We start from the raw sequence: 19,664 nt of genomic DNA on the forward strand, positions 1-19,664 counted from the left end.
TTATTTGTTTAAGGCGGCTATGTAAGCTTTTTTGGCAACTAGGTCTTCTTTGGCGGATTCTCCAAAATAAATCAACCCTAAGGCTTTTCTACTTCTATTTATACTGGTGTTTGGTGCTGCTCTATGGATGGTAAGTGCATGGTGAACCAATACATCTCCAGGATTTGTTGCTATAAACTCCTCATTTTCCAGATCCGAAGGTGTTCCAAAATCGACGATTTCCTGAGAAAAGCCTATGGTCCCGGATTTCCCATGTGCTCTCACACCATTCAAATGAGACCTTTTAACATAGCTAACCCAACCATTGTCTTTGTCTACTTTTTCAAGGGAGATCCAAAAGGTGACTGCTGCCATCGGGGTCAACATAAAATAGTACCCATCCTGGTGTGGGGGAGTCCCTTTGCCTATTTTGGCGGGTTTATTGAAGAATTCGACTGTTTTTCCCACAACTGGTTCTTCAAGTAGTTCAGCAGCTAAAGCCGAAAATTTACTCTCGATGAGAATTTTTTTGAACAGGGAATCATAAATTTGAAGGTCCTGAATCATTTTGATCTCCTTTTTATTTGCAGGGTCCTCATATTTTATATGTTCCGAAGGAATATCCTGCAATCTTCCCTCTATAATCTCATCCAACTTGGACTGAATATGTTCTATTTCAGAGGTGCTTAAAAATTCAGGAAGATACAGGTAGCCCTCTTGATCAAATTTCTCTTTACTGTTTAGTCCTTTCATAAGTTTGTTTGTTTCCTTATGGCTTGGTTTATTGGGTGTTATTTTCACCCTCAAATGGATACCTATCCATAAGCGTTTTTATTTTTTTATTAAATTTCAAAAAGTCTTTTTCAAAAGTTTCAACTTCATTTTCTGAATAGGAATAGAATCCCTCACCATCTTTCACGCCTGATTTGCCGGCATCTATTTTCGAAGTGAGAAGCTTGGAGGGGGCCTTTTCTTGTGAAAGTTCTGGGTTGAGGTCTTTCATGACCAGTCCATAAATAAATGTTCCCATTAAATCCATGTACCTGAAATTCCCTGCAAAAGGGAAATAATAACCAGGATCATTTCTACAAGCTCTGTCTATATCGATTGGTTCCGCATAGCCGTTGTCTATTAAATAAAAAGACTCTCTAGCCATCGCCGCCATCAACCTGCTTCGTATTCCCTTACCATTGCTTAGCAAATAGGGATCTTTCCCCCATTTATCCTTCGCCAAATTTATAAGCGCGGTTACCGGCGCAAGCTTCGTTTGATTATTGGTGATCACTTCAAGGAAAAAGGTTTGGTGAGCCGGATACACCCAGTTGAGTCCTATTAAGCGCTCTGGGTTTGGAAATGTTTCCTGTAAACCTTCCAAGGAATAGCTTTCGGAATTTATTCCAATAAGGGCTTCCGGAGAAGTGTTTTGAGCTATTTTGCCCAGTAATTCTTTTTTTAGCCCGATATTTTCGGAGGTATTGGCGATTATTAGGTTTGCTGTTTTTAGGTTTGACCAGTTTGTGTCAAGACTAACCAAAGGATGGGCTTTGAGTTCTTCTGATAATGCTGTCCTTGGTAGTTTATTTCCTATAAAGGAGACCTTATGTCCGGAATTGCCCAAACACAAGGCAATTCCGGAAAGGTCTTTTCCTTCCCCCACTAAACAAATTGTTTTTTCTGATGGGGTCATTTTATTTTTCATTCATCTGCATCAGTACTTTTTCTACACTTTTTAAAGCATGTTGAATATCTTCTTCAGTATGTATGGCAGAAAGGTACCATAAGCCCCTGCCAATTACGCGGATGCCATCATTGTGCAAGCCAGAAATAAATTGACCCAGCTTGGCTTTATCCAGTTTCAGGACATCTCTAAATTCATTTAGTCCATCTCCATCTGAGAATCCAGTATGGATGATAGGGCCAATTCCAGAGACAACCATATTGTGTCCTGTTTTTTTGGCAAGATCCCTAAGGCCAGCACGCAATTGATCACCCAATTCAAACATCTTGGCATAAGGATTTTCCCTTTCTAGATAAGAGACTGTTGCCATGGCTGCTGCTACCGTTGGGTTAGCGGTGTTCATGGTTCCTGCATGGATTACTCTCGCGGAAGAGATTTCTTCTATCCACTCTTTCTTTCCTACAATGGCACTGATAGGATAACCGCTTCCTATTGCTTTTGCAAATATGGACATGTCAGGTGTAATGCCGAAAAAAGTCTGAGCACCACCAAGACCAATTCTAAAGCCTGTAATTACTTCGTCAAATATTAGCGCAATATTATATTCATCGCAAAGATCCCTTAGTCCTTGTAGGTAACCTTCATTGGGAAGGATACATCCATTATTACACATGATTGGCTCAGTAATAATAGCTGCGATTTCATGGTGGCTTTCGGCCAATTTAGCTTTTACCAATTCCAGGTCATTCCAAGGAAGTAAATGGAATTCATTAATTGAGTCAGGTGGTAAACCTTGGCTCCAAGGATTAGGACTTGGCGCTTTTCTAGGGCCTAAAGCCTCTGGAGAAGGCGTAGAGATACCATAACAAACATTGTCTAACCAGCCATGGTAGTGTCCTTCAAATCTTAAAAATTTGCTTTTACCCGTTTTTGACCTTGCTACCCTAAATGCGGTTTGAACCGCTTCTGAGCCATCCAGACAAAAACGCATCATCTCAGCTGAAGGGATAAGTTCCTGTAGCTTTTCTGCCAATTCTAGTTCCATGATGTGCTGACCGGCGAATAACTGCCCTTTGGCTGAGTAATCATGAACAGCTTTTAACACTTCAGGGTGCGAGTGTCCTAAAATCAATGGTCCCTGACTTAAGGTAAAGTCTCTGTATTCATTTCCATCCACATCATAAATACGACTACCACTTCCATGGCTATAAAATAAGGCATGGGGATGATTGTATTTTCTAAATTCAGAGGAAACGCCTCCTGCCAAAACTTTTTTTGCTCTGGCCAATAGATCTGCTGATTTTTGGTACTTTTCGTTACTCATTTTTCTAATTATTAATTTCCGGGTATTGTGCAGCCAACTGGAAGATTTCGTGATTAAAGTTTTTAAATGCCTCTTCCCATTTGGCCGCTTCTTCTTTAGTGTAGCAATATAATCCTTTACCGTTGTTTACTCCCTTTCCTTGTTCTTTTACGATTCTTTGCATTGTAGGAGGAACAGTTTGAGAATTGTTCAACTGAGGGAATAAATTCTCAAAAATTTCCTTATAATCAGTTAGGCCCATTTGATCCATTCTTTTAAACAGTCCCATATAGGTCATCCAAGAGCCTGGGTCATACCTGAAGGCCTTGTCTATGTCATCCATTGATGCTTCTCCATTCTCTAAAATAGCAAACATTTCACGGTAAACTGCATATAGCATTCGGTTTGTAACGAAGCCTCGAAGGTCTTTTTTAAGGTAGGTTGGTTCCTTGCTCCAGGTGTGGGCCAATGCGAGCACCCATTTGGCTATTTCTTCATCAGTATGCTCTCCTTTAGTAACTTCTAAAAAGCGCGTCATATAGGCTGGTTCTGCCCAATGTATGCCAATAAATCTTGAAGGATGGCTAATGTTTTCCTGGAGAGTGCTGATGGGGATCGCTGAAGTATTGGTAGCGATGACAGTGGTGGTCTCGGTGTTTTGTGTTATTTTCTTGTATACTTCTGTTTTTATGGCAATTACCTCTGTGACACATTCCTGAACCAAACGGCAATTCCTTAGTTTTTCGTAATTCTCTGTAAGCTGTAGCCTTTTCAAGTAATTGCCTACACGCTCTTTTAATAGCCCTGCTTCTGCAGCATGATTCAATTGACTTTGTATCCTGTTCAATGCCCCATCCATATCCGCTGGAAGTGGTGCAATGCCGACAACCGTATGGCCACTAACTAAAAGTGAAACGATGATACTTGTTCCCATTAATCCAAGCCCTACTACACCTATTTCTATGGCTGAAGAATTGTTTTTTACTTCCAATGGTCTTTGTCGATTGTTTTAGAATTATTGAAATAAAGGGAGTATTTATTTTACTTGGTTAAAAACAGCCTTATTGCTCAAATTTATTATTGATCTGTAAAACTTGCTATTATTATTATGTGTAAAAGTGATACTATTTTTTATACGGTGGATTATTTGGGGTTTCCTTAATAAAATATTCACCCTAGGCTACAGATAAATTGATTCCTTTGTAAAATTATTGTTGAAAAAATCAATTTTTGCAGAAAATAAGATTGCTATTGTTTCCTTAAATCTCTGTCGTTGGCCCTGTTTGTTTAAAAAATAAACAATTGTTGGAAGGGCCTCTTAATAAAAAATAATTGTGTTCAGTTTCCCAGAAAATGCTGTTTGTATGGTTTTTCACCGAGTTGAATTGGTGCCTGATGTTTATTTTACTATCCTCTACTTTGCTTAAAGCTACTATGGACCTCAACCCATAGTCAATGGTGTTATAATTGCCAAACTAGTGAGAAAAATGTAAGAAAGGATGAGGCTTTTTTTAAGAGGAATGAATTGTACATCATCCTTTTTATCCCTAAATGAAAAAAGCCCGATAACTTGGTTATCGGGCTTAATAAAATTTCCTCTATTTATTCAGAAAATAAAAACTTTTTGAGGTTTTCCTTAGTTTCACCGGTTCTTTTCTGAAGTTTACCTAGTAATTGGTCTTCCTGTCCTTCGGCATAAGCTAAATCATCATCGGTGAGTTCACCGTATTTCGCTTTAAGTTTACCTTTTAACTCGTTCCAGTTTCCTTTCAATTTTAAATTGGTTGACATAATATGTTGGTTTTAGTGAAAAATTATTAAAACTTATGATAATTATATAACTAATCGCAATATCTATACCAAATGTGCTGAGCCCACCAGATAATTTAACAAAAACAGCGTTAATGTGTGCTTTTATATCCTGGTATAGCAAAATGGTCAGTAAGAACCCATTCCATTCTTCTCTATGGGTCAATTTCAACTGGTATTAAAAAATGTAGGAGGCATATTTGGGGTTTAATTATTGTGCGAAGTAGTTTGTTATTACCTTTGAAGGAGGGAGGAAGTTTTTCACTTGAAATTACCAATTGATAAAGTATTCTAATGGGCTTGAGTCTTGTTGGTTATTATTAAAAATAGTCAATCATAGTTTGATGTGTTAAAATAGGATTGGCATCAATATTTCTAAGCTTTTGATTTAAAGTGAATTAATCAGGTGATGTTTGTTGCTTGTTTCGGGTTAACGCATTAAGCCTTATATGCCTTCGTTTCTTAGGGAAGTGATAAAAGTTAATTAAATAGCTGATGAAGAAAAATAACATAATTTGGTTAAGCTTTGGCCTTTTACTTTCAATTGCCCTGTCTTGCACTTCAAATGAAGACAAAAAAGGGAGGTTTTTATTAAAAGGTAATAATGAACTAAAGGAGGGGAACCTGAAAGGTGCCATTACTTATTACGATGAAGCTTTAGCCATAGATCCACAATTTAAAGATGCATTTTTTAACCGGGGGATGGCCAAATACCAACAAGCTAAATTAGTGGAAGCCATAGCAGATTTTTCTGAGGCCATCAATATTGACAATGGTTATGTTCCCGCCTTACGTCAAAGAGCTATAGCACATCTTGATTTTGGTGAAAATTATAAAGCGTTGGAAGATACAGAAACGCTGCTTCAAATAAATGATCAGGATGGACAGGCTTATTTTATACGTGGCTTGGTGCAAGCAGAAATGAAGTCCTATAAGGATGCATTGGGTTCTTTTGGCAAGGCGATTCAATTTTCCCCTGATAATGCCGAGTTGTATATCAACAGTGCTACTGTCCATTATTATTTGAAAGACCTTGATGCCGCCATTTCAGATCTTGAAAAGGCCATGAAATTAGATCCAGGGGAGAGTAAGCTGTACAATCTTTATTCCTTGATCCATTTTGAAAATGGAGCCTACCAAAAAGCACTTGAATCGGTAGAAGAAGCCATTAGGCTTGACAAAGATCAATCTTACTATTACAACAATAGAGGTCTTTACAGATTGTATCTCGACCAATTTGAAGGGGCTTTGGAAGACATCAATTATAGCTTAAAGCAAAACTCGAAAAATAATTATGCCGTAAGAAATAAAGGGATCTATTACTTTAAGAAAGGCGACATGTCCTTGGCAAGTAAATTTTTAAATGATGCGTACAAAGCGGATCCTGAAATGCCCTTAGTTTCAGAATACCTGTCTCAATTGGATTCCGATGTTAGCCAGAAATAAATAACAAAATACTTACACACCAATTTGGCAATTGTTCCTCTAAATGGTAATGCGATCACTTATGGAAGTGCTCCAAGGAATCCTTTTGTAAATCTGGATTAATGTTATTGAGACAAAATTCTATAAAAAGGGGAAGGCTACAAAATTAATTGTAGCCTTCCCTTTATTATAAACAAGCTGGCTAATAAAGCCAGAAAAAGTGATTTTAACTCGCGTTATGCAATAGTTATTGTCCTTTTCCTACTAAATAAGACCTTCCTTTACAAGGTTCAACGCTGAGCCTGCTTTGAACCATTTGATTTGACCTTCATTGTAGGTATGGTTCACAGTTATTTTGTCCTCACTACCATCGTTGTGGTGAAGTATCACTGTCAATGGTTTGCCTGGGGCAAAACTATTCAACCCAACAATGTCAATAGAATCATCTTCCTGAACCAAATCGTAATCCTGAGGATTAGCGAAAGTCAAGCCTAGCATGCCTTGCTTTTTTAGGTTGGTTTCATGGATTCTAGCAAAAGATTTTACTATAATAGCACGTACTCCCAAGAACCTTGGCTCCATAGCAGCATGCTCTCTAGAAGAACCTTCACCATAGTTTTCGTCACCTACTACTACAGTACCGATATTATGTAACTTATATTGACGTTGTACTGCTGGAACCTCTCCATAACTGCCATCCAACTGGTTTTTCACCTTATTGGAAGTGTCGTTGAAGAAGTTGATAGCACCGATTAAAAGGTTGTTTGAAATATTGTCAAGGTGTCCTCGGAACCTCAACCATGGGCCTGCCATAGAAATATGATCAGTTGTACACTTGCCTTTGGCCTTTATTAAGAGTTTAAGCCCTTTCAAGTCCGTTCCTTCCCATGGTTTAAAAGGCTCTAATAATTGTAGTCGCTCTGAATCAGAAGCTACTTTTACTTCTACCATAGATCCATCTTCCGCTGGAGCAAGATAGCCCGCATCTTCAACAGCAAAACCTTTTGCAGGAAGTTCAAGTCCCATTGGTTCGTCCAATTTAACCTGCTCTCCATCCTCATTGGTAAGGGTGTCTGTCATTGGATTGAAGGTAAGGTTACCAGCAATGGCCAAAGCAGTAACTACTTCAGGTGATGCTACAAAGGAGTGGGTATTTGGATTACCATCTGCTCTTTTTGCAAAGTTTCTATTAAAGGAGGTGATGATAGAGTTTCTTTCCTGTTTTTCAGCTCCATGTCTTGCCCATTGGCCAATACATGGGCCACATGCGTTGGCCAAAACCACGCCACCCATATTTTCGAATATTTGTAGGAATCCATCTCTGTCTACAGTGAATCGCACTTGTTCAGAACCTGGAGTAATGGTATATTCTGATTTGGCTTTAAGTTTTTTATCTACTGCTTGTTGGGCAAGAGAAGCAGCTCTTGAAATGTCTTCATAGGAAGAATTGGTACAAGAACCGATCAGTCCAACTTCCAGTTTTTCTGGCCAATTGTTTTCTTTTACTGCTGCTGCAAATTTAGATAGCGGCCAAGCTAGATCTGGAGTAAAAGGACCATTGATGTGTGGCTCTAATTCAGAAAGATTGAGTTCAATGACCTCGTCAAAGTATTTTTCAGGAGAAGCATAAACTTCATCATCACCTGTTAAATATTCTTTGATGCCATTTGCTAAATCTGCAATTTCAGCTCTTGAAGTACCTCTCAAATAAGCTTCAGATTTTTCATCATACCCAAAGATGGAAGTGGTAGCTCCAATTTCAGCACCCATGTTACAAATGGTGCCTTTTCCTGTGGCTGATAAAGAGCGTGCTCCTTCTCCAAAATATTCAACAATACATCCTGTACCACCTTTTACTGTTAGGATTCCTGCTACTTTAAGGATTACATCTTTTGCGGAAGTCCAGCCAGATAATTTACCGGTTAACTTAACACCAATCAATTTAGGGAATTTTAGCTCCCAAGGAAGACCAGCCATTACGTCACAAGCATCTGCTCCACCTACACCGATGGCTACCATTCCCAAACCACCTGCATTAGGCGTGTGAGAATCTGTTCCGATCATCATTCCTCCTGGGAAAGCGTAATTTTCTAAAACTACCTGATGGATGATTCCAGCTCCTGGTTTCCAAAATCCAAGACCATACTTGTTGGAAACAGAAGAAAGGAAATCATATACCTCTTTGTTTTTATCTTTTGCTTTTGCTAAATCAATGGAAGCACCAATTTCAGCCTGAATAAGGTGATCACAGTGTACAGTAGAAGGTACTGCAACTTTAGATTTGCCAGCCTGCATAAACTGCAACAAAGCCATTTGGGCTGTCGCATCCTGCATGGCAACCCTGTCGGGTTTAAAATCAACATAAGATACGCCTCTTTCATGCCCTTTGGTAGGCTCACCTTCAGAGAGATGGGCATAAAGGATTTTTTCTGTTAGGGTAAGTGGCTTTCCCACAACTTTTCTGGCGGCAGCTATACGCTGAGGAAACTCAGCATACAACGACTTAATCATATCTATATCAAAAACCATTAATAATGAATTTATATTGTTGTTTGATGAAAATTCAATAGGGCGCAAAGATACAAAATTCAATAATTAATCGGCCATGATGCTTGTTATTATATGCTTATTTATAAAGGATTTAAAAACAGAATTTATTTAAAATTGAAGGTATAAGTAGTTTTACCGATGCTATTCCAGTGCCAAAAGGAATTTTAAGGTGTCAATTTTGTCTGCATACTCATAAACTTCAGGGCTCTGGGCCGTGCCCAAAGGAATGCTTCCATCAAACCAGCCATCTTTAGAAACAATACATTGGACCTTATCTTCCAAAGTGGATAAATTCTTCTTAAGGATGTCAGCCGATTCATAGACCTCGTAATAGATGACAGAAATCGGTGAAACCAAATCCTTAGCTTCTACCAATAATAAATGCCCATTGTCAAAATGTTCCACCCTATTAATAAGATACTTGGACTTGTTGTACTCGTAATTATTAAAATATTTGTGGTGGTTCAGCACATCACTTACTTTCTCCATGGCCTTCATGAAGTCCTGGACCTGGGAAATATGGCTAAAAAAAACTTTTGATACATTTCTACAGCCCAGGCCGTAATAAGTAAAGATATCTGTGGAAAGCAATTCCCAGTCTGCTTCTGATTCTTCCCCGTTTAATACGGCGATGGAGGTTCTGTTTTTACGTATTATATGGGGATATTTACCAAAGTAATAGTCAAAGTACCTGGCTGAATTGTCACTTCCTGTAGCAATATAAGCATCCATATCTCTTAGTCGCTCTTCGAATGAAATGGTTTCAGCCAATTCTGGAGACAATTCCTTCAATTGTTCCACTAACCAAGGGATCAATATATTGTCGGAAGATCCCAATTTTATTCTTGCATTGTGACCAGCCACTAGGGTACAAAGCAAATCGTGAAAACCGACACCTGGAATATTCCCAGCCATGATAATCCCTATATTTCTGGCTGCTTTGCCATTTTCGAAAGTGTACGGCTTGACCCATTTCTTCAATTGCGCATCGGAGAGGTACCTGCTTATGCCTTCAAGGGCCAAAGCCGATTGTTTGGGCGTAAACCAATTGTTGTGATTCTGCATTTTATCGAACAATTCCACTTTTTTATCATCGCTTAATTGAAGCAAGCGATCACCAAGTGTAGCAAGTAGGGTAAGTCTTTGATTTACATCCATAATTATGAAAATATAGTATAGGGTCCTTTTAAGACCCTATCATTTGGTGAACTTTGGCCCAAATATAATTATTCGCAAGCAAAGCTAATGGATAAATGAAATCAAATAGTTAGTGCAACAAATAATGTATGTAAGATATTTTTTGAAAGGAGAATCATTTTGCTTGTGAGATTGTGAATTGGTTAGTAGTTTTGTGCTCGAACAAAAAAAGAAGCACAATGGCAATAATGATAACGGACGAATGCATCAATTGTGGTGCATGTGAACCAGAATGCCCCAATACCGCCATTTATGAAGGGGGAATTGAATGGACTTGGGGTGGAGGTACTGAGTTGAGTCAGGTAACACAGGAAGATGGGACTGTGGTGGATGGTGATGAAAAACAAGAGCCTGTCTCTGATGAGTTTTATTATATCGTCACCCAAAAGTGTACAGAATGTACTGGTTTCCATGAGGAACCTCAATGTGCTGCTGTCTGCCCTGTAGATTGTTGTATAGATGATCCTGACCATAGAGAAACAGAAGAAGAGTTAATTGCTAAAAAAGAGTTTCTCCACGGAGAATAATATTAGTGATTAGAGAACCAATATTTTATAGTCACAAAATTGTCTTTTCCAATAGGTATTTTGAAGAATATCACATATTTTAAGAAAAAAAACGATCAATAACTTGAATTTGATATTTGAATTGATTTAACTTGGCATTAAATTGATTTTTGAAAAAATAAATATTTGGATAGTGGAAGATAATAAAGATTACGAAAGAGATGAGATTTTCACCAAAAGGGTAAAAGCTGGTAAGAGAACCTATTTTTTTGATGTTAAAGCTACCCGGTCCAATGATTACTATTTGACCATAACTGAAAGCAAGAGGAAGATCAAGGATGACACTTTCTACTATGAGAAGCACAAAATATTCTTGTATAAAGAGGATTTTGGAAAGTTTGTAGATGCCCTTCAAGAGGCTGTAGGTCACGTGAAAAATGACTTGATGCCAGATTTTGACTTCTCTCAGTTTGATGCTGAACCTGAAACTACCGAATCAACCAATGAAAATAACAATAAGTTTGGTGAAGATCTAAAGTGGGATTAATAATTTAATTAGCTCTTATTCTAATCATACTTTTGCTAGAATAATAAATCCAAAAGATATATAAATCGAACCTTGGAAATGTTTTTCCCCTATTAGTGGAAAGCATGGCACAGGGTTCGATTTTTTTGTTATTTTTGAACCATGCTAAAAGTTATATTAACAGCTATAGTTGCTACCATACTTGTTTTTGTGTTCGGATGGTATTTTTCCAATATTAGCCTATATTTTATATTCTCTCTTGTAATTGCCGCTGCACTTAGGCCGCTTACCAATAAAATCAGCAACTTGTACATAATGGGGCAACATATTCCCCGTGCCATGGCAATTTTAATATCATTTTTAGCCATTATTTCGGTTGTTTTTTTATTGGTGTTGTTATTTATCCCCCTTTTTCGCTCACAGGTTGAGCTATTAAAAGCGCTGGATGTCAACTATTTATACGATCAGATTCAACGACCAATTGATAATCTGGAAGTGATACTTATAAAATTAAATCTTATCGATAATGAGCCTGGTTACCTGATAAAACTTGTGAAAGAAAGCCTACTGAATAGTGTCAATGGCATGAATTTCCAAGGATTTGTCAATGGTGTAATTTCCACTACAAGTAGTTTCTTTATAAGTATACTTGCCATAGGTTTTATTACATTTTTCTTGCTCCTGGAAAATGGGCTACTTCGGAGAAATATTTTGAATTTCATTCCGAATAAATATTTTGAATTGTCTGTAGCTACTTTTCACAAGGTAGAAAGATTGTTGTCCAATTACCTGATAGGTTTATTGATACAAATGTCAGTGATTTTCACCCTTGCATCCGTCGGCTTGTCAATAGGTAATATTGAATATGCAATGACAATTGCAGTTTTTGCAGCAGTAGCCAACCTCATACCTTATGCCGGACCACTATTAGGGGCGACTTTTGGGGTATTAGTTGGGCTTTCTACCGGGGATTTCAATACTGCCAATGAGGTATACTTATTTCTATTTAAGGTGTTGGCTGTGTTTTCTGTGGTGCAGGTAAGTGATAATGTGATCTTACAGCCTTTTATTTTTTCTAAATCAGTAAAAGCCCACCCTCTTGAAATTTTTGTTATTATCTTTGTGGGGGCAAAAATTGCCGGTGTATTGGGTATGATTTTCGCCATACCAGTTTATACTATATTTAGGGTTTCTATAAAGGAATTTTACAAAGGGTATAGAGAATACAGGATATTTAGAATAAATAAGATTTAACATTCATGGGAGTTAAGTGTGGAATTGTAGGCTTGCCAAATGTAGGGAAGTCAACATTATTTAATGCCTTGTCAAGTGCTAAGGCTGAAGCAGCAAATTTTCCTTTTTGTACTATAGAGCCCAATGTGGGTGTTGTGACAGTGCCGGATAAGCGTTTACAAATCTTGGAAGGTCTGGTGAACCCACAAAGAGTACTTCCAACAGTAATCGAATTTGTAGACATAGCTGGATTAGTAAAAGGTGCGAGTAAAGGAGAAGGTTTAGGCAATAAATTTTTGGGTAATATAAGGGAGGTTGATGCGATAATACACGTGGTCAGATGCTTTGATGATCCTAATGTCGTACATGTAGCAGGTGGAGTTGATCCCATTTTTGACAAAGAAGTCATTGATACTGAATTGCAACTTAAAGATATTGAGTCAGTTGATAAAAAACTGCTTAGGATTGAGAAAGTTGCAAAAAGTGGAGATGCTAAAGCCAGAAAAGCCGTTGAAAGTTTACAGAAATTCAAAGAAGGCCTAATGGAAGGTAAGAATGCCCGTGCCATAGAAGCGGATGAAGACGATTTGAAGGCCATAGCAGACATTCATTTGCTGACGATTAAACCCGTACTGTATGTTGCAAACGTAGATGAAGGAAGTATAAAGGACGGGAATGAGTACGTGGATAAACTTAAAGCGGAAGTAGCCAATGAGAACGCAGATGTAATTGTCCTTTGTGCAGCATTGGAGGAGCAAATTGCCGAATTTGAGGAAGTCGAAGAAAAAGAAATGTTTCTAGGCGAGTACGGTCTTGAGGAAAGTGGTTTGAACAGATTAATTGCTGGAGCCTATAAATTATTGAACCTTATTACCTATTTCACAGCAGGAGTTCAGGAAGTGAGAGCGTGGACAATAACGAAAGGTTGGAAAGCCCCAGCAGCTGCAGGTGTAATTCATACTGATTTTGAGAAAGGCTTTATCAAAGCAGAGGTTATAAAACTAAAAGATTTTGAAACGTTCAAAACGGAAGCAATTTGCCGTGAAAACGGGAAAATTGCAGTTGAAGGTAAAGAATATGTAGTTTGTGACGGAGATATCATGCATTTTAGGTTCAATGTGTAAATAAATTGAAATATTATTATTAAGTTTGTTGCAACTTATTTATTCAACTATCAGTTAGTTCAGTTAGTACGATGAAATAAATTTTTGTTCAACTTTTCATTTTTATAGTCGTGAGAATTAGATTAATATTTTCCTTAAAGAACAAAGGTGCTTACTTACCCTTTCACCATCAGTACATCTTAGCTCAGTTTCTCAAAGGCCTGATCGTTAAAGGGGGCCAGGAAGAGTTTTTTAACTACAATTTCTTTAACTTTTCCGGTCTAAAAGGCCAAACTAAAGTTAGTAGGAGTGGGTTGCATTATTATTCCAGCTTGGTTACACTTGTCGTTTCAGCTCCTGATGAACCTTTCATAGAGTATCTATTGAAGCAGGTTTTCAAAACCCCTAAAATTGAATTGGGGAATTTGATATTGTCACCTGAGTATACTGAGAAAGAAATTGAGCCACCTTTAGAGACATCCAACAAATTTGTGTGCATCTCGCCATTGGTTTTGCTTACTCCCACATTTGATGACGAGTCAGGTAAAAGATTTATCAACCCTGACACAGATGAGTTTTCTGATCTTTTGTATGAGTCAACACTCACAAGAATGGAAAAATCTGGATGGTATGACCAGGAACAAATGGAATCCTTTTATAAATTCCAGGTGGTTCCAGACATGAATTATGTCAACAAACTTCGTGAGCAACAGAAAAAATTCGCAAGAATATATTCTGTCTATGATATGGATGTGAAGTATGAAGTCAGAGGCTATACCTTGCCTTTCACCTTATACGCTGCCGGTGAAGTCCAAGAATTTGTGTTCAAGTGTGGGCTAGGTGCCTTTACACACAAAGGGTTTGGAATGCTTGATCTGGCAAACAATATGCCAAGCCAGCGAACTGAACCTTATAAATTTAAAAGAGAGGGTTTTGTGCCTTATAGAGCGCAAACTCATGAACCTCGTAAAAACGACGAAAGAGCGGAGAATGAGGATGAAAAACCAGAAGAAAGTAAAGATTAAAAAAAAATACCCGGTGAATTAGCCGGGTATTTTTTTTGCTTTGATTTTTGTTATAACCTTATCGATTGTGCTCCTGCGTTTATTGATCCCATAATAGGGGACAACCATTTCCTATTATGGATTCAACTTAAAATCTTCTCATATTAGGATTGATTACAGTATAGCCTATCAGCTCGTCATATCTGGAACCCATTTCCCGGTAATAAAAAAAGATTTCGTATTTGTTTTCGGTTTGAAAATGAGTGCCTTCAAAAGGTTCCATATTCCAGCCATTGTCTGATTGAAAACCATATTGATAATCGTACCAGCCTTGTTTTAAAAACAAACTTGCCTGATAAAGACCCTTTTTTTCATTGTACACCATCTTAGCATCAGCACTTTTTCCCCAATTGGTCAGGGCTCCCAATACATAAGGAGGGGAGGGGAGCTTGGGAGATTCTAAGTTAAAGTTTAGTAATACATACTCACTTTCAAGGAGATGGTTCTGCCTTTCTACATTGAATATGCCAAATTGCCCATTTAGATCCAGGTATTCCAGATAGGTGACCCCTTTTCTGACTTTGTCAATTGTGGCTTCTGCAAAAACAACGTCTTCCTCCATACTTACTTTGGCAATGTTCCTTCCTCTCGTACGTACGTAGCGCAAATCCACAAATCGAAATTCATTTCCAGCCAGAAAAGTGTTAGAGCCATCAAAGAGCTGGTATTGCAACTGCTTGATGTCCTCTCGGATATGTGTAAATTTCAAACCAAAAATAGCATTGTCCCACCTTTGATTTTGACGAATCACCACCTTGGTATTGCTAAGAGGATCCACCAGCTGACGGTTGCCATAGCCAATAGTCAGATTGATTTGCTGCGCTACCCTTCTGTCCTCATTCAAACTGGGAGGAACAATTTCAGCCCCGATTCCAACCTGGTTTTGATAAACCATAAACCTTTTGGTGAAAATTACATCTGACTCTTTTCTGCCTCTGTAAACTTTTAAAATATAGTTCCCAGTTCTGGTAACGGCTGGCACCTGAAAAGTATAATGAATATAAGGTACCCTCGTGTTGATACCGTACTCATAAGAGTTGAGGATAAATTCATTGTATTGCTGGAGAAAATCCGGATCCTTTAGCCCAGAACTAGTCCAATCCGCATTACAGTGAATGAGTTTCGCAATGTAGCGGTCCGATTCATAAGAAATGTCATCGAAATGTAACTCTAGTGGTAGAGAACTGTTCAGTAAAATAACCGGTGCCGTCATTTGTGCCGAAAACTCACTGCTCGCTGGATAAAGCTGAACGGTTCTTATGTTTTCGTCAAATACCTGATCTTCATATATCTCCTGAGCAGACAAAAGCCCCGTGGAAAACAATAAAAGAATAATAACAAGCTTAATCAATGGTTGTCTCATCACTCAGGGTTATGTTTAGTACAGGTTAAAGGCCTTGGCCTTAGCTTTGCATACTTTCTATTTGCTCGGCAAGTGCTTCCCATTTCTTGTTAAGGGCACTTTCATCCTGCTTCATCTTCGTATACTTCTCATTGAGTTGTTGCATTTTCACCTCATCTTCATATACGGATGGTTGCGCCAATTGATGTTCTAAATCCGTTTTTTTCTTTTCTAGGTCAGTGATTTGTTGCTCCAGACTATCTAAAGTTTTTTCTTTCTCCTTTATCGCTTTCTTCTGCGCATGCTCATCTTGCTTTTCCGCTGAACTTTTTGGCAAAGGCTTTGGTGCTTTTTTTACAACATTTTGCGGCTTGGCTTCTTTTTCTGTCTGCTTAGAACGCCAGTAAACATACTCATCGTAAGTGCCTGGATATACCTTAATTTGCTCGTCTTCTATGTACCATATTTTATTGGCGACTCCCTTGATAAACAACCTATCGTGAGAGACCGTAACAAAAGTGCCTTCGTATTGCTTCAATGCCTGAATCAAAATATTGACAGACTGTATGTCAAGGTGATTGGTAGGCTCATCCAATAACAAAAAGTTAGCTTCGGAAATCAGTGTCTTGGCCAATGCTACCCTGGATTTTTCACCTCCAGAAAGCACTTTTATTTTTTTGAAGACATCCTCATTGGAAAATAGAAAACAGCCCAGTACATTTCGCAGTTCTGTTTCTGATTTTCTGCTGCCGGCTTGTACCATTTCCTGCAGGATTTCATTATTGATCCCCAAGGCTTCTAACTGGTGCTGCGCAAAAAAGGCTTTGACCAGGTTATATCCCTCTTCTCTATTTCCCTCTATAGGTTCAGAGCCATTGATGATCCTCAAGACAGTAGATTTACCTTTTCCATTGGCACCAATAAGGGCAATTTTATCTCCACGCTCTATACGGGCAGTAGCATTCTCGAGAATCTTAAGGTCACCAAATGATTTGGAAACATCATCCAATACGATTACATCCCGACCAGATTTTTGGGAGAAAGTAAATTTAAAGTTTACAGATACTTCATCTTTTTCTACCTCAGATATTTTGTCCAACTTGTCCAAGGCCTTAACCCTGGATTGTACTTGGTTCGATTTGGAAGCTTTTGCACGGAAACGGTCAATGAAACGCTCCGTTTGCTTGATCATTGCCTGTTGATTTTCGTAGGCATTTTGCTGAATCTCTTCTCTTTCTACCTTCTCAGTTTTATAGAAGGCATAATTACCTGCATAACTAGTGAGGTTGCCACGAGAAACTTCTACCGTAGTTTCGGTACTATTGTTCAAAAAGGTCTGGTCGTGAGATACGACAATAACAGAGCCTTCGTAAGATTTAAGGTAATTCTCCACCCACTGAATAGAGGGTAAGTCAAGGTGATTGGTAGGTTCATCCAGCATTAGTAAAGCTGGTTTCTCCAAGAGTAACTTGGCTAACATCACACGCATCCGCCATCCTCCGGAAAATGTTTTCAAAGGACGTCCCAGATCAGCGGTCTTAAAACCTATGCCTTCCAACACTTCCTCAGCCTTGGCTTTGATAGTATAGCCTTCAAGGGCCTCGAATCTTTCTTGAAGATTGGCAAGTTTTTGGATGATTTCATCAGAATAATCTGTTTCCATCGCTTTGAGCACTTTGTCTATTTCTACCTGTAAAGACAAAGTTTCTTTAAAAGCTTCAAGCGCAACATCAAGAATACTGTCTTCTGATTGATAAGACAACAAGTCCTGGTTAAGAAAACCAACACTGCAGTCTTTCGCTTTTTGGATTTCTCCAGAACTTGGCTGAAGATCACCATGTATGATTTTTAGGAGTGTAGACTTGCCTGTACCATTCAGACCTACCAAACCAATTTTATCTTTTGGCTTGATATGAAGGGAGGCATTTTCATAAAGGGGACGGCCCCCAATATAATAAGAGAGATTGTTTATGGATAACATGCCGCAAAATTAAGAAAACTATACGGGATATGGCAGCATTAGAAAAATGAATTCATTAAAGTAGTGATTTTTTTTGATTTTATCCCAAAAGTTCTACCTGAAATCCTGCCTTATGGCTAGCTTGAGGAGCCAATTGCACAATGCCTAATTTATTTTCAAGTGTTCCATCATGATCCGTGGTGGCGGCAATTCCGTTCCAAGGCTCTAAACAAATAAACTTTGCACCTTTTTCTTTGGTCCATAGGCCTAACCACTTGTAATCCGAAAATTGCATAGCATAGCCTTTACCTGTTTTGCGACTGCTTATACTTACTGCCGTAACTGGCCCCACATCTAATATCAGCGCATCATTTTCAAAAAGCTTGTAGTCCAAGTCCACTTTGCCTTCCCGAAGTGCTAAAGTACTTTTCTTGGTAGAGATCAAACCTCCTTCAAGGGTATACAATGGAAGGGAAGCAATATTTTTATGCCCAAAATCCAATTGGTAATCCGAGAAAGATTCCTTTTCAGGTTCTAGTGGGCAGCCAAAACCAGGGTGGGCTCCAATGCTAAAAAACAGGTTTTCCTCTCCTGAGGGATTGTAGACATGATAATCCACATTCAGGCCATTTTCGCTAAGACTGTATTGAATAGAAAGTTCAAAATCAAAAGGGTATACCTTTTTACTGATTTCATCTGCTTTGAGAACCATCGTAAGTTGATTGTCTGTTTTTTCAGTCAACTCAAAATTACGGTCTCGGGCAAATCCATGCTGGCCCATGGTATAATACTTGCCTTGATAGGTATACTTGTTGTCTTTTAGCTTGCCTACAATAGGGAACAGTACTGGTGCATGCCTGCCCCAGATGTCTGGATTTGCTTGCCAGAGGTATTCCAAACCATTTTTTTTAAGTGCAATACATTCAGCACCCATAGTAGAAATTTGGGCGGCAATTTTACCAAATGTCAAATGATGGATGGTAGCAGCAGTCATGGCTATAAGGTGTAAAAAGGTGAATAAAAATGGAATTTATAATAAATTAACCATCAAAAAAAAACCTTTCCCCAATTTAGGAAAGGTTTTGTACGCACGAGAAGATTCGAACTTCCACACCCGAAGGCACCACCCCCTCAAGGTGGCGTGTCTACCAATTTCACCACGTGCGCAGATAGGAAGTGCAAAAGTAGGAGATAATTCCAGCAGTGCAAATAAAAATGTATACAAATTATCAGAGAAGGTAAAGAATTGAGCGTTTTGTCAAATCAAAATTCCAGACTGGTATACAAGTGTCAATTTTTGGCATTGAAGGAAAGGGTTGTGGTAATCCAATGGTCTCAATCATTGTTATTATTAAAGGCAATAGTCCAACTTTTCTGTTTATTTGTACCCATAATATAGCATTCTCCACTAAAACTTTCTCTCATAGCTATTGACCAACTGGAGATTCAAATTCCTTAAGGTTGGTTTTAATCTTGCTTATTCGTTTATTCCAATTTCTACTAGATAAATAAACCAGTAGTATTAAAGAAAACAACATAAAAGCAAATGCAGTGTATTTCTCTTTTGTGAAGTCAATAGATGAGGAGAAAAAGGAAATCACCGCACAGCCAAAAAGAAAGGAAGTCAAAACAATACCAATGGTTATTTGCTTTAATTTCGATTGAAAATTAAGAAGTGATTGTTTTATATTGTCGCCATTGATAGGGTTTCTCAAAATGAGCCAGCCCACAAAACGGACAAAGATGTATAAACTGGTAGCGCCTATCAAAAGTACATTTGCCCACAAGGGTTTAGTTTCCCCATCAAAACCATCGTAGTAAACGGCTATAAAAACAACTAAAAGAATGGCCTCAATTAAAAATTTTAGCTTCATTTTTTTAATCGTTGGGTGGTTTTTCACTTTTGTCATTATCAATAATTCATTTTGGCTTTTTTTTCCAGTACTTGATTGATCCCAGGTTGATTTTAATTTATCGAGTTCCATAGCT

17 protein-coding genes and 1 tRNA gene are annotated in these 19,664 nt (G+C 38.2%); 6 read left to right on the top strand and 12 right to left on the bottom strand.

The genetic code is table 11. From position 1 onward, the window contains the following. The 5 genes from AC0L7T_RS09785 to AC0L7T_RS09805 all read right to left on the bottom strand — a co-directional run bounded on the left by AC0L7T_RS09785 (nt 1) and on the right by AC0L7T_RS09805 (nt 4,751). Nucleotides 1-732: a phytanoyl-CoA dioxygenase family protein gene (locus AC0L7T_RS09785; RefSeq protein WP_473342377.1), complete on the bottom strand. Its 732-nt coding sequence runs from the start codon at nt 730-732 to the stop codon at nt 1-3. A 28-nt stretch (nt 733-760) separates the two neighbouring features. Beyond that, nucleotides 761-1,666 (bottom strand): 3-hydroxyacyl-CoA dehydrogenase family protein, encoded by a 906-nt coding sequence (locus AC0L7T_RS09790; RefSeq protein ID WP_473342378.1) that lies wholly within the window; start codon nt 1,664-1,666, stop codon nt 761-763. Nucleotide 1,667: 1 nt separating this feature from the next. Beyond that, nucleotides 1,668-2,981, bottom strand: coding sequence for an aspartate aminotransferase family protein (locus AC0L7T_RS09795; RefSeq protein WP_473342379.1), 1,314 nt, complete (start codon nt 2,979-2,981; stop codon nt 1,668-1,670). A gap of 4 nt (nt 2,982-2,985) precedes the next feature. Then, on the bottom strand, nt 2,986-3,951 hold the full coding sequence (locus AC0L7T_RS09800; protein ID WP_473342380.1) for a 3-hydroxyacyl-CoA dehydrogenase family protein: 966 nt from the start codon (nt 3,949-3,951) through the stop codon (nt 2,986-2,988). 611 nt (nt 3,952-4,562) lie between these two features. After that, nucleotides 4,563-4,751, bottom strand: a complete 189-nt coding sequence (locus tag AC0L7T_RS09805) for a CsbD family protein (RefSeq protein ID WP_473342381.1) — start codon at nt 4,749-4,751, stop codon at nt 4,563-4,565. Between the two features lie 513 nt (nt 4,752-5,264). Between AC0L7T_RS09805 and AC0L7T_RS09810 the strand changes: the two genes are divergently transcribed. Continuing rightward, entirely contained in the window at nt 5,265-6,215 is a 951-nt protein-coding gene (locus AC0L7T_RS09810; RefSeq protein ID WP_473342383.1) for a tetratricopeptide repeat protein, read from the top strand. Between the two features lie 243 nt (nt 6,216-6,458). Here the strand turns inward: AC0L7T_RS09810 and AC0L7T_RS09815 are convergent, their stop codons facing one another. Together AC0L7T_RS09815 and AC0L7T_RS09820 are read right to left on the bottom strand one after the other, a co-directional pair. Next, complete coding sequence (locus AC0L7T_RS09815; RefSeq protein ID WP_473342384.1) at nt 6,459-8,723, bottom strand: aconitate hydratase; 2,265 nt, start codon at nt 8,721-8,723, stop codon at nt 6,459-6,461. Between the two features lie 162 nt (nt 8,724-8,885). Beyond that, on the bottom strand, nt 8,886-9,902 hold the full coding sequence (locus AC0L7T_RS09820) for an aldehyde dehydrogenase family protein (RefSeq protein ID WP_473342386.1): 1,017 nt from the start codon (nt 9,900-9,902) through the stop codon (nt 8,886-8,888). A gap of 218 nt (nt 9,903-10,120) precedes the next feature. On the opposite strand from AC0L7T_RS09820, the gene AC0L7T_RS09825 reads away from it, so the two are divergent. The 5 genes from AC0L7T_RS09825 to cas6 all read left to right on the top strand — a co-directional run bounded on the left by AC0L7T_RS09825 (nt 10,121) and on the right by cas6 (nt 14,334). Further along, the gene (locus tag AC0L7T_RS09825) at nt 10,121-10,468 is read left to right on the top strand and encodes a 4Fe-4S binding protein (RefSeq protein ID WP_473342387.1); all 348 of its coding nucleotides are present in this window, start codon (nt 10,121-10,123) and stop codon (nt 10,466-10,468) included. 172 nt (nt 10,469-10,640) lie between these two features. Next, nucleotides 10,641-10,994, top strand: coding sequence for a DUF3276 family protein (locus tag AC0L7T_RS09830; protein ID WP_473342388.1), 354 nt, complete (start codon nt 10,641-10,643; stop codon nt 10,992-10,994). Between the two features lie 141 nt (nt 10,995-11,135). Beyond that, entirely contained in the window at nt 11,136-12,227 is a 1,092-nt protein-coding gene (locus tag AC0L7T_RS09835; protein WP_473342389.1) for an AI-2E family transporter, read from the top strand. Between the two features lie 5 nt (nt 12,228-12,232). Next, complete coding sequence (gene ychF / locus AC0L7T_RS09840; protein WP_473342390.1) at nt 12,233-13,330, top strand: redox-regulated ATPase YchF; 1,098 nt, start codon at nt 12,233-12,235, stop codon at nt 13,328-13,330. A gap of 110 nt (nt 13,331-13,440) precedes the next feature. Further along, nucleotides 13,441-14,334 carry a CRISPR-associated endoribonuclease Cas6 gene (gene cas6 / locus AC0L7T_RS09845; RefSeq protein WP_473342391.1) on the top strand — a complete coding sequence of 298 codons (894 nt, stop codon included), beginning with the start codon at nt 13,441-13,443 and terminating at the stop codon, nt 14,332-14,334. Nucleotides 14,335-14,461: 127 nt separating this feature from the next. Here the strand turns inward: cas6 and AC0L7T_RS09850 are convergent, their stop codons facing one another. The 5 genes from AC0L7T_RS09850 to AC0L7T_RS09870 all read right to left on the bottom strand — a co-directional run bounded on the left by AC0L7T_RS09850 (nt 14,462) and on the right by AC0L7T_RS09870 (nt 19,660). Next, nucleotides 14,462-15,736 (bottom strand): type IX secretion system plug protein, encoded by a 1,275-nt coding sequence (locus tag AC0L7T_RS09850; RefSeq protein ID WP_473343362.1) that lies wholly within the window; start codon nt 15,734-15,736, stop codon nt 14,462-14,464. A gap of 40 nt (nt 15,737-15,776) precedes the next feature. After that, nucleotides 15,777-17,696, bottom strand: a complete 1,920-nt coding sequence (locus tag AC0L7T_RS09855; protein ID WP_473342392.1) for an ABC-F family ATP-binding cassette domain-containing protein — start codon at nt 17,694-17,696, stop codon at nt 15,777-15,779. Nucleotides 17,697-17,775: 79 nt separating this feature from the next. After that, a complete protein-coding gene (locus AC0L7T_RS09860; RefSeq protein WP_473342393.1) occupies nt 17,776-18,669 on the bottom strand; it encodes an aldose 1-epimerase family protein in 894 nt (297 codons plus the stop codon). 91 nt (nt 18,670-18,760) lie between these two features. Continuing rightward, a tRNA-Leu gene (locus tag AC0L7T_RS09865) sits at nt 18,761-18,842 on the bottom strand. A gap of 260 nt (nt 18,843-19,102) precedes the next feature. Then, nucleotides 19,103-19,660, bottom strand: a complete 558-nt coding sequence (locus tag AC0L7T_RS09870; RefSeq protein WP_473342394.1) for a hypothetical protein — start codon at nt 19,658-19,660, stop codon at nt 19,103-19,105. Nucleotides 19,661-19,664 lie beyond the last annotated feature (4 nt).

The sequence above is a fragment of the Cyclobacterium sp. 10D3-21 genome (assembly GCF_055809755.1).

What these genes read in the sequence shown, in the direction of transcription:
- AC0L7T_RS09870 (WP_473342394.1), bottom strand. Translation starts at nt 19,660, where the DNA reads ATGGAACTCGATAAATTAAAATCAACCTGGGATCAATCAAGTACTGGA.
- AC0L7T_RS09785 (WP_473342377.1), bottom strand. Translation starts at nt 732, where the DNA reads ATGAAAGGACTAAACAGTAAAGAGAAATTTGATCAAGAGGGCTACCTG.
- AC0L7T_RS09795 (WP_473342379.1), bottom strand. Translation starts at nt 2,981, where the DNA reads ATGAGTAACGAAAAGTACCAAAAATCAGCAGATCTATTGGCCAGAGCA.
- AC0L7T_RS09850 (WP_473343362.1), bottom strand. Translation starts at nt 15,736, where the DNA reads ATGAGACAACCATTGATTAAGCTTGTTATTATTCTTTTATTGTTTTCC.
- AC0L7T_RS09820 (WP_473342386.1), bottom strand. Translation starts at nt 9,902, where the DNA reads ATGGATGTAAATCAAAGACTTACCCTACTTGCTACACTTGGTGATCGC.
- AC0L7T_RS09805 (WP_473342381.1), bottom strand. Translation starts at nt 4,751, where the DNA reads ATGTCAACCAATTTAAAATTGAAAGGAAACTGGAACGAGTTAAAAGGT.
- AC0L7T_RS09855 (WP_473342392.1), bottom strand. Translation starts at nt 17,696, where the DNA reads ATGTTATCCATAAACAATCTCTCTTATTATATTGGGGGCCGTCCCCTT.
- AC0L7T_RS09790 (WP_473342378.1), bottom strand. Translation starts at nt 1,666, where the DNA reads ATGACCCCATCAGAAAAAACAATTTGTTTAGTGGGGGAAGGAAAAGAC.
- AC0L7T_RS09815 (WP_473342384.1), bottom strand. Translation starts at nt 8,723, where the DNA reads ATGGTTTTTGATATAGATATGATTAAGTCGTTGTATGCTGAGTTTCCT.
- ychF (WP_473342390.1), top strand. Translation starts at nt 12,233, where the DNA reads ATGGGAGTTAAGTGTGGAATTGTAGGCTTGCCAAATGTAGGGAAGTCA.
- AC0L7T_RS09835 (WP_473342389.1), top strand. Translation starts at nt 11,136, where the DNA reads ATGCTAAAAGTTATATTAACAGCTATAGTTGCTACCATACTTGTTTTT.
- AC0L7T_RS09810 (WP_473342383.1), top strand. Translation starts at nt 5,265, where the DNA reads ATGAAGAAAAATAACATAATTTGGTTAAGCTTTGGCCTTTTACTTTCA.
- AC0L7T_RS09860 (WP_473342393.1), bottom strand. Translation starts at nt 18,669, where the DNA reads ATGACTGCTGCTACCATCCATCATTTGACATTTGGTAAAATTGCCGCC.
- AC0L7T_RS09825 (WP_473342387.1), top strand. Translation starts at nt 10,121, where the DNA reads ATGGCAATAATGATAACGGACGAATGCATCAATTGTGGTGCATGTGAA.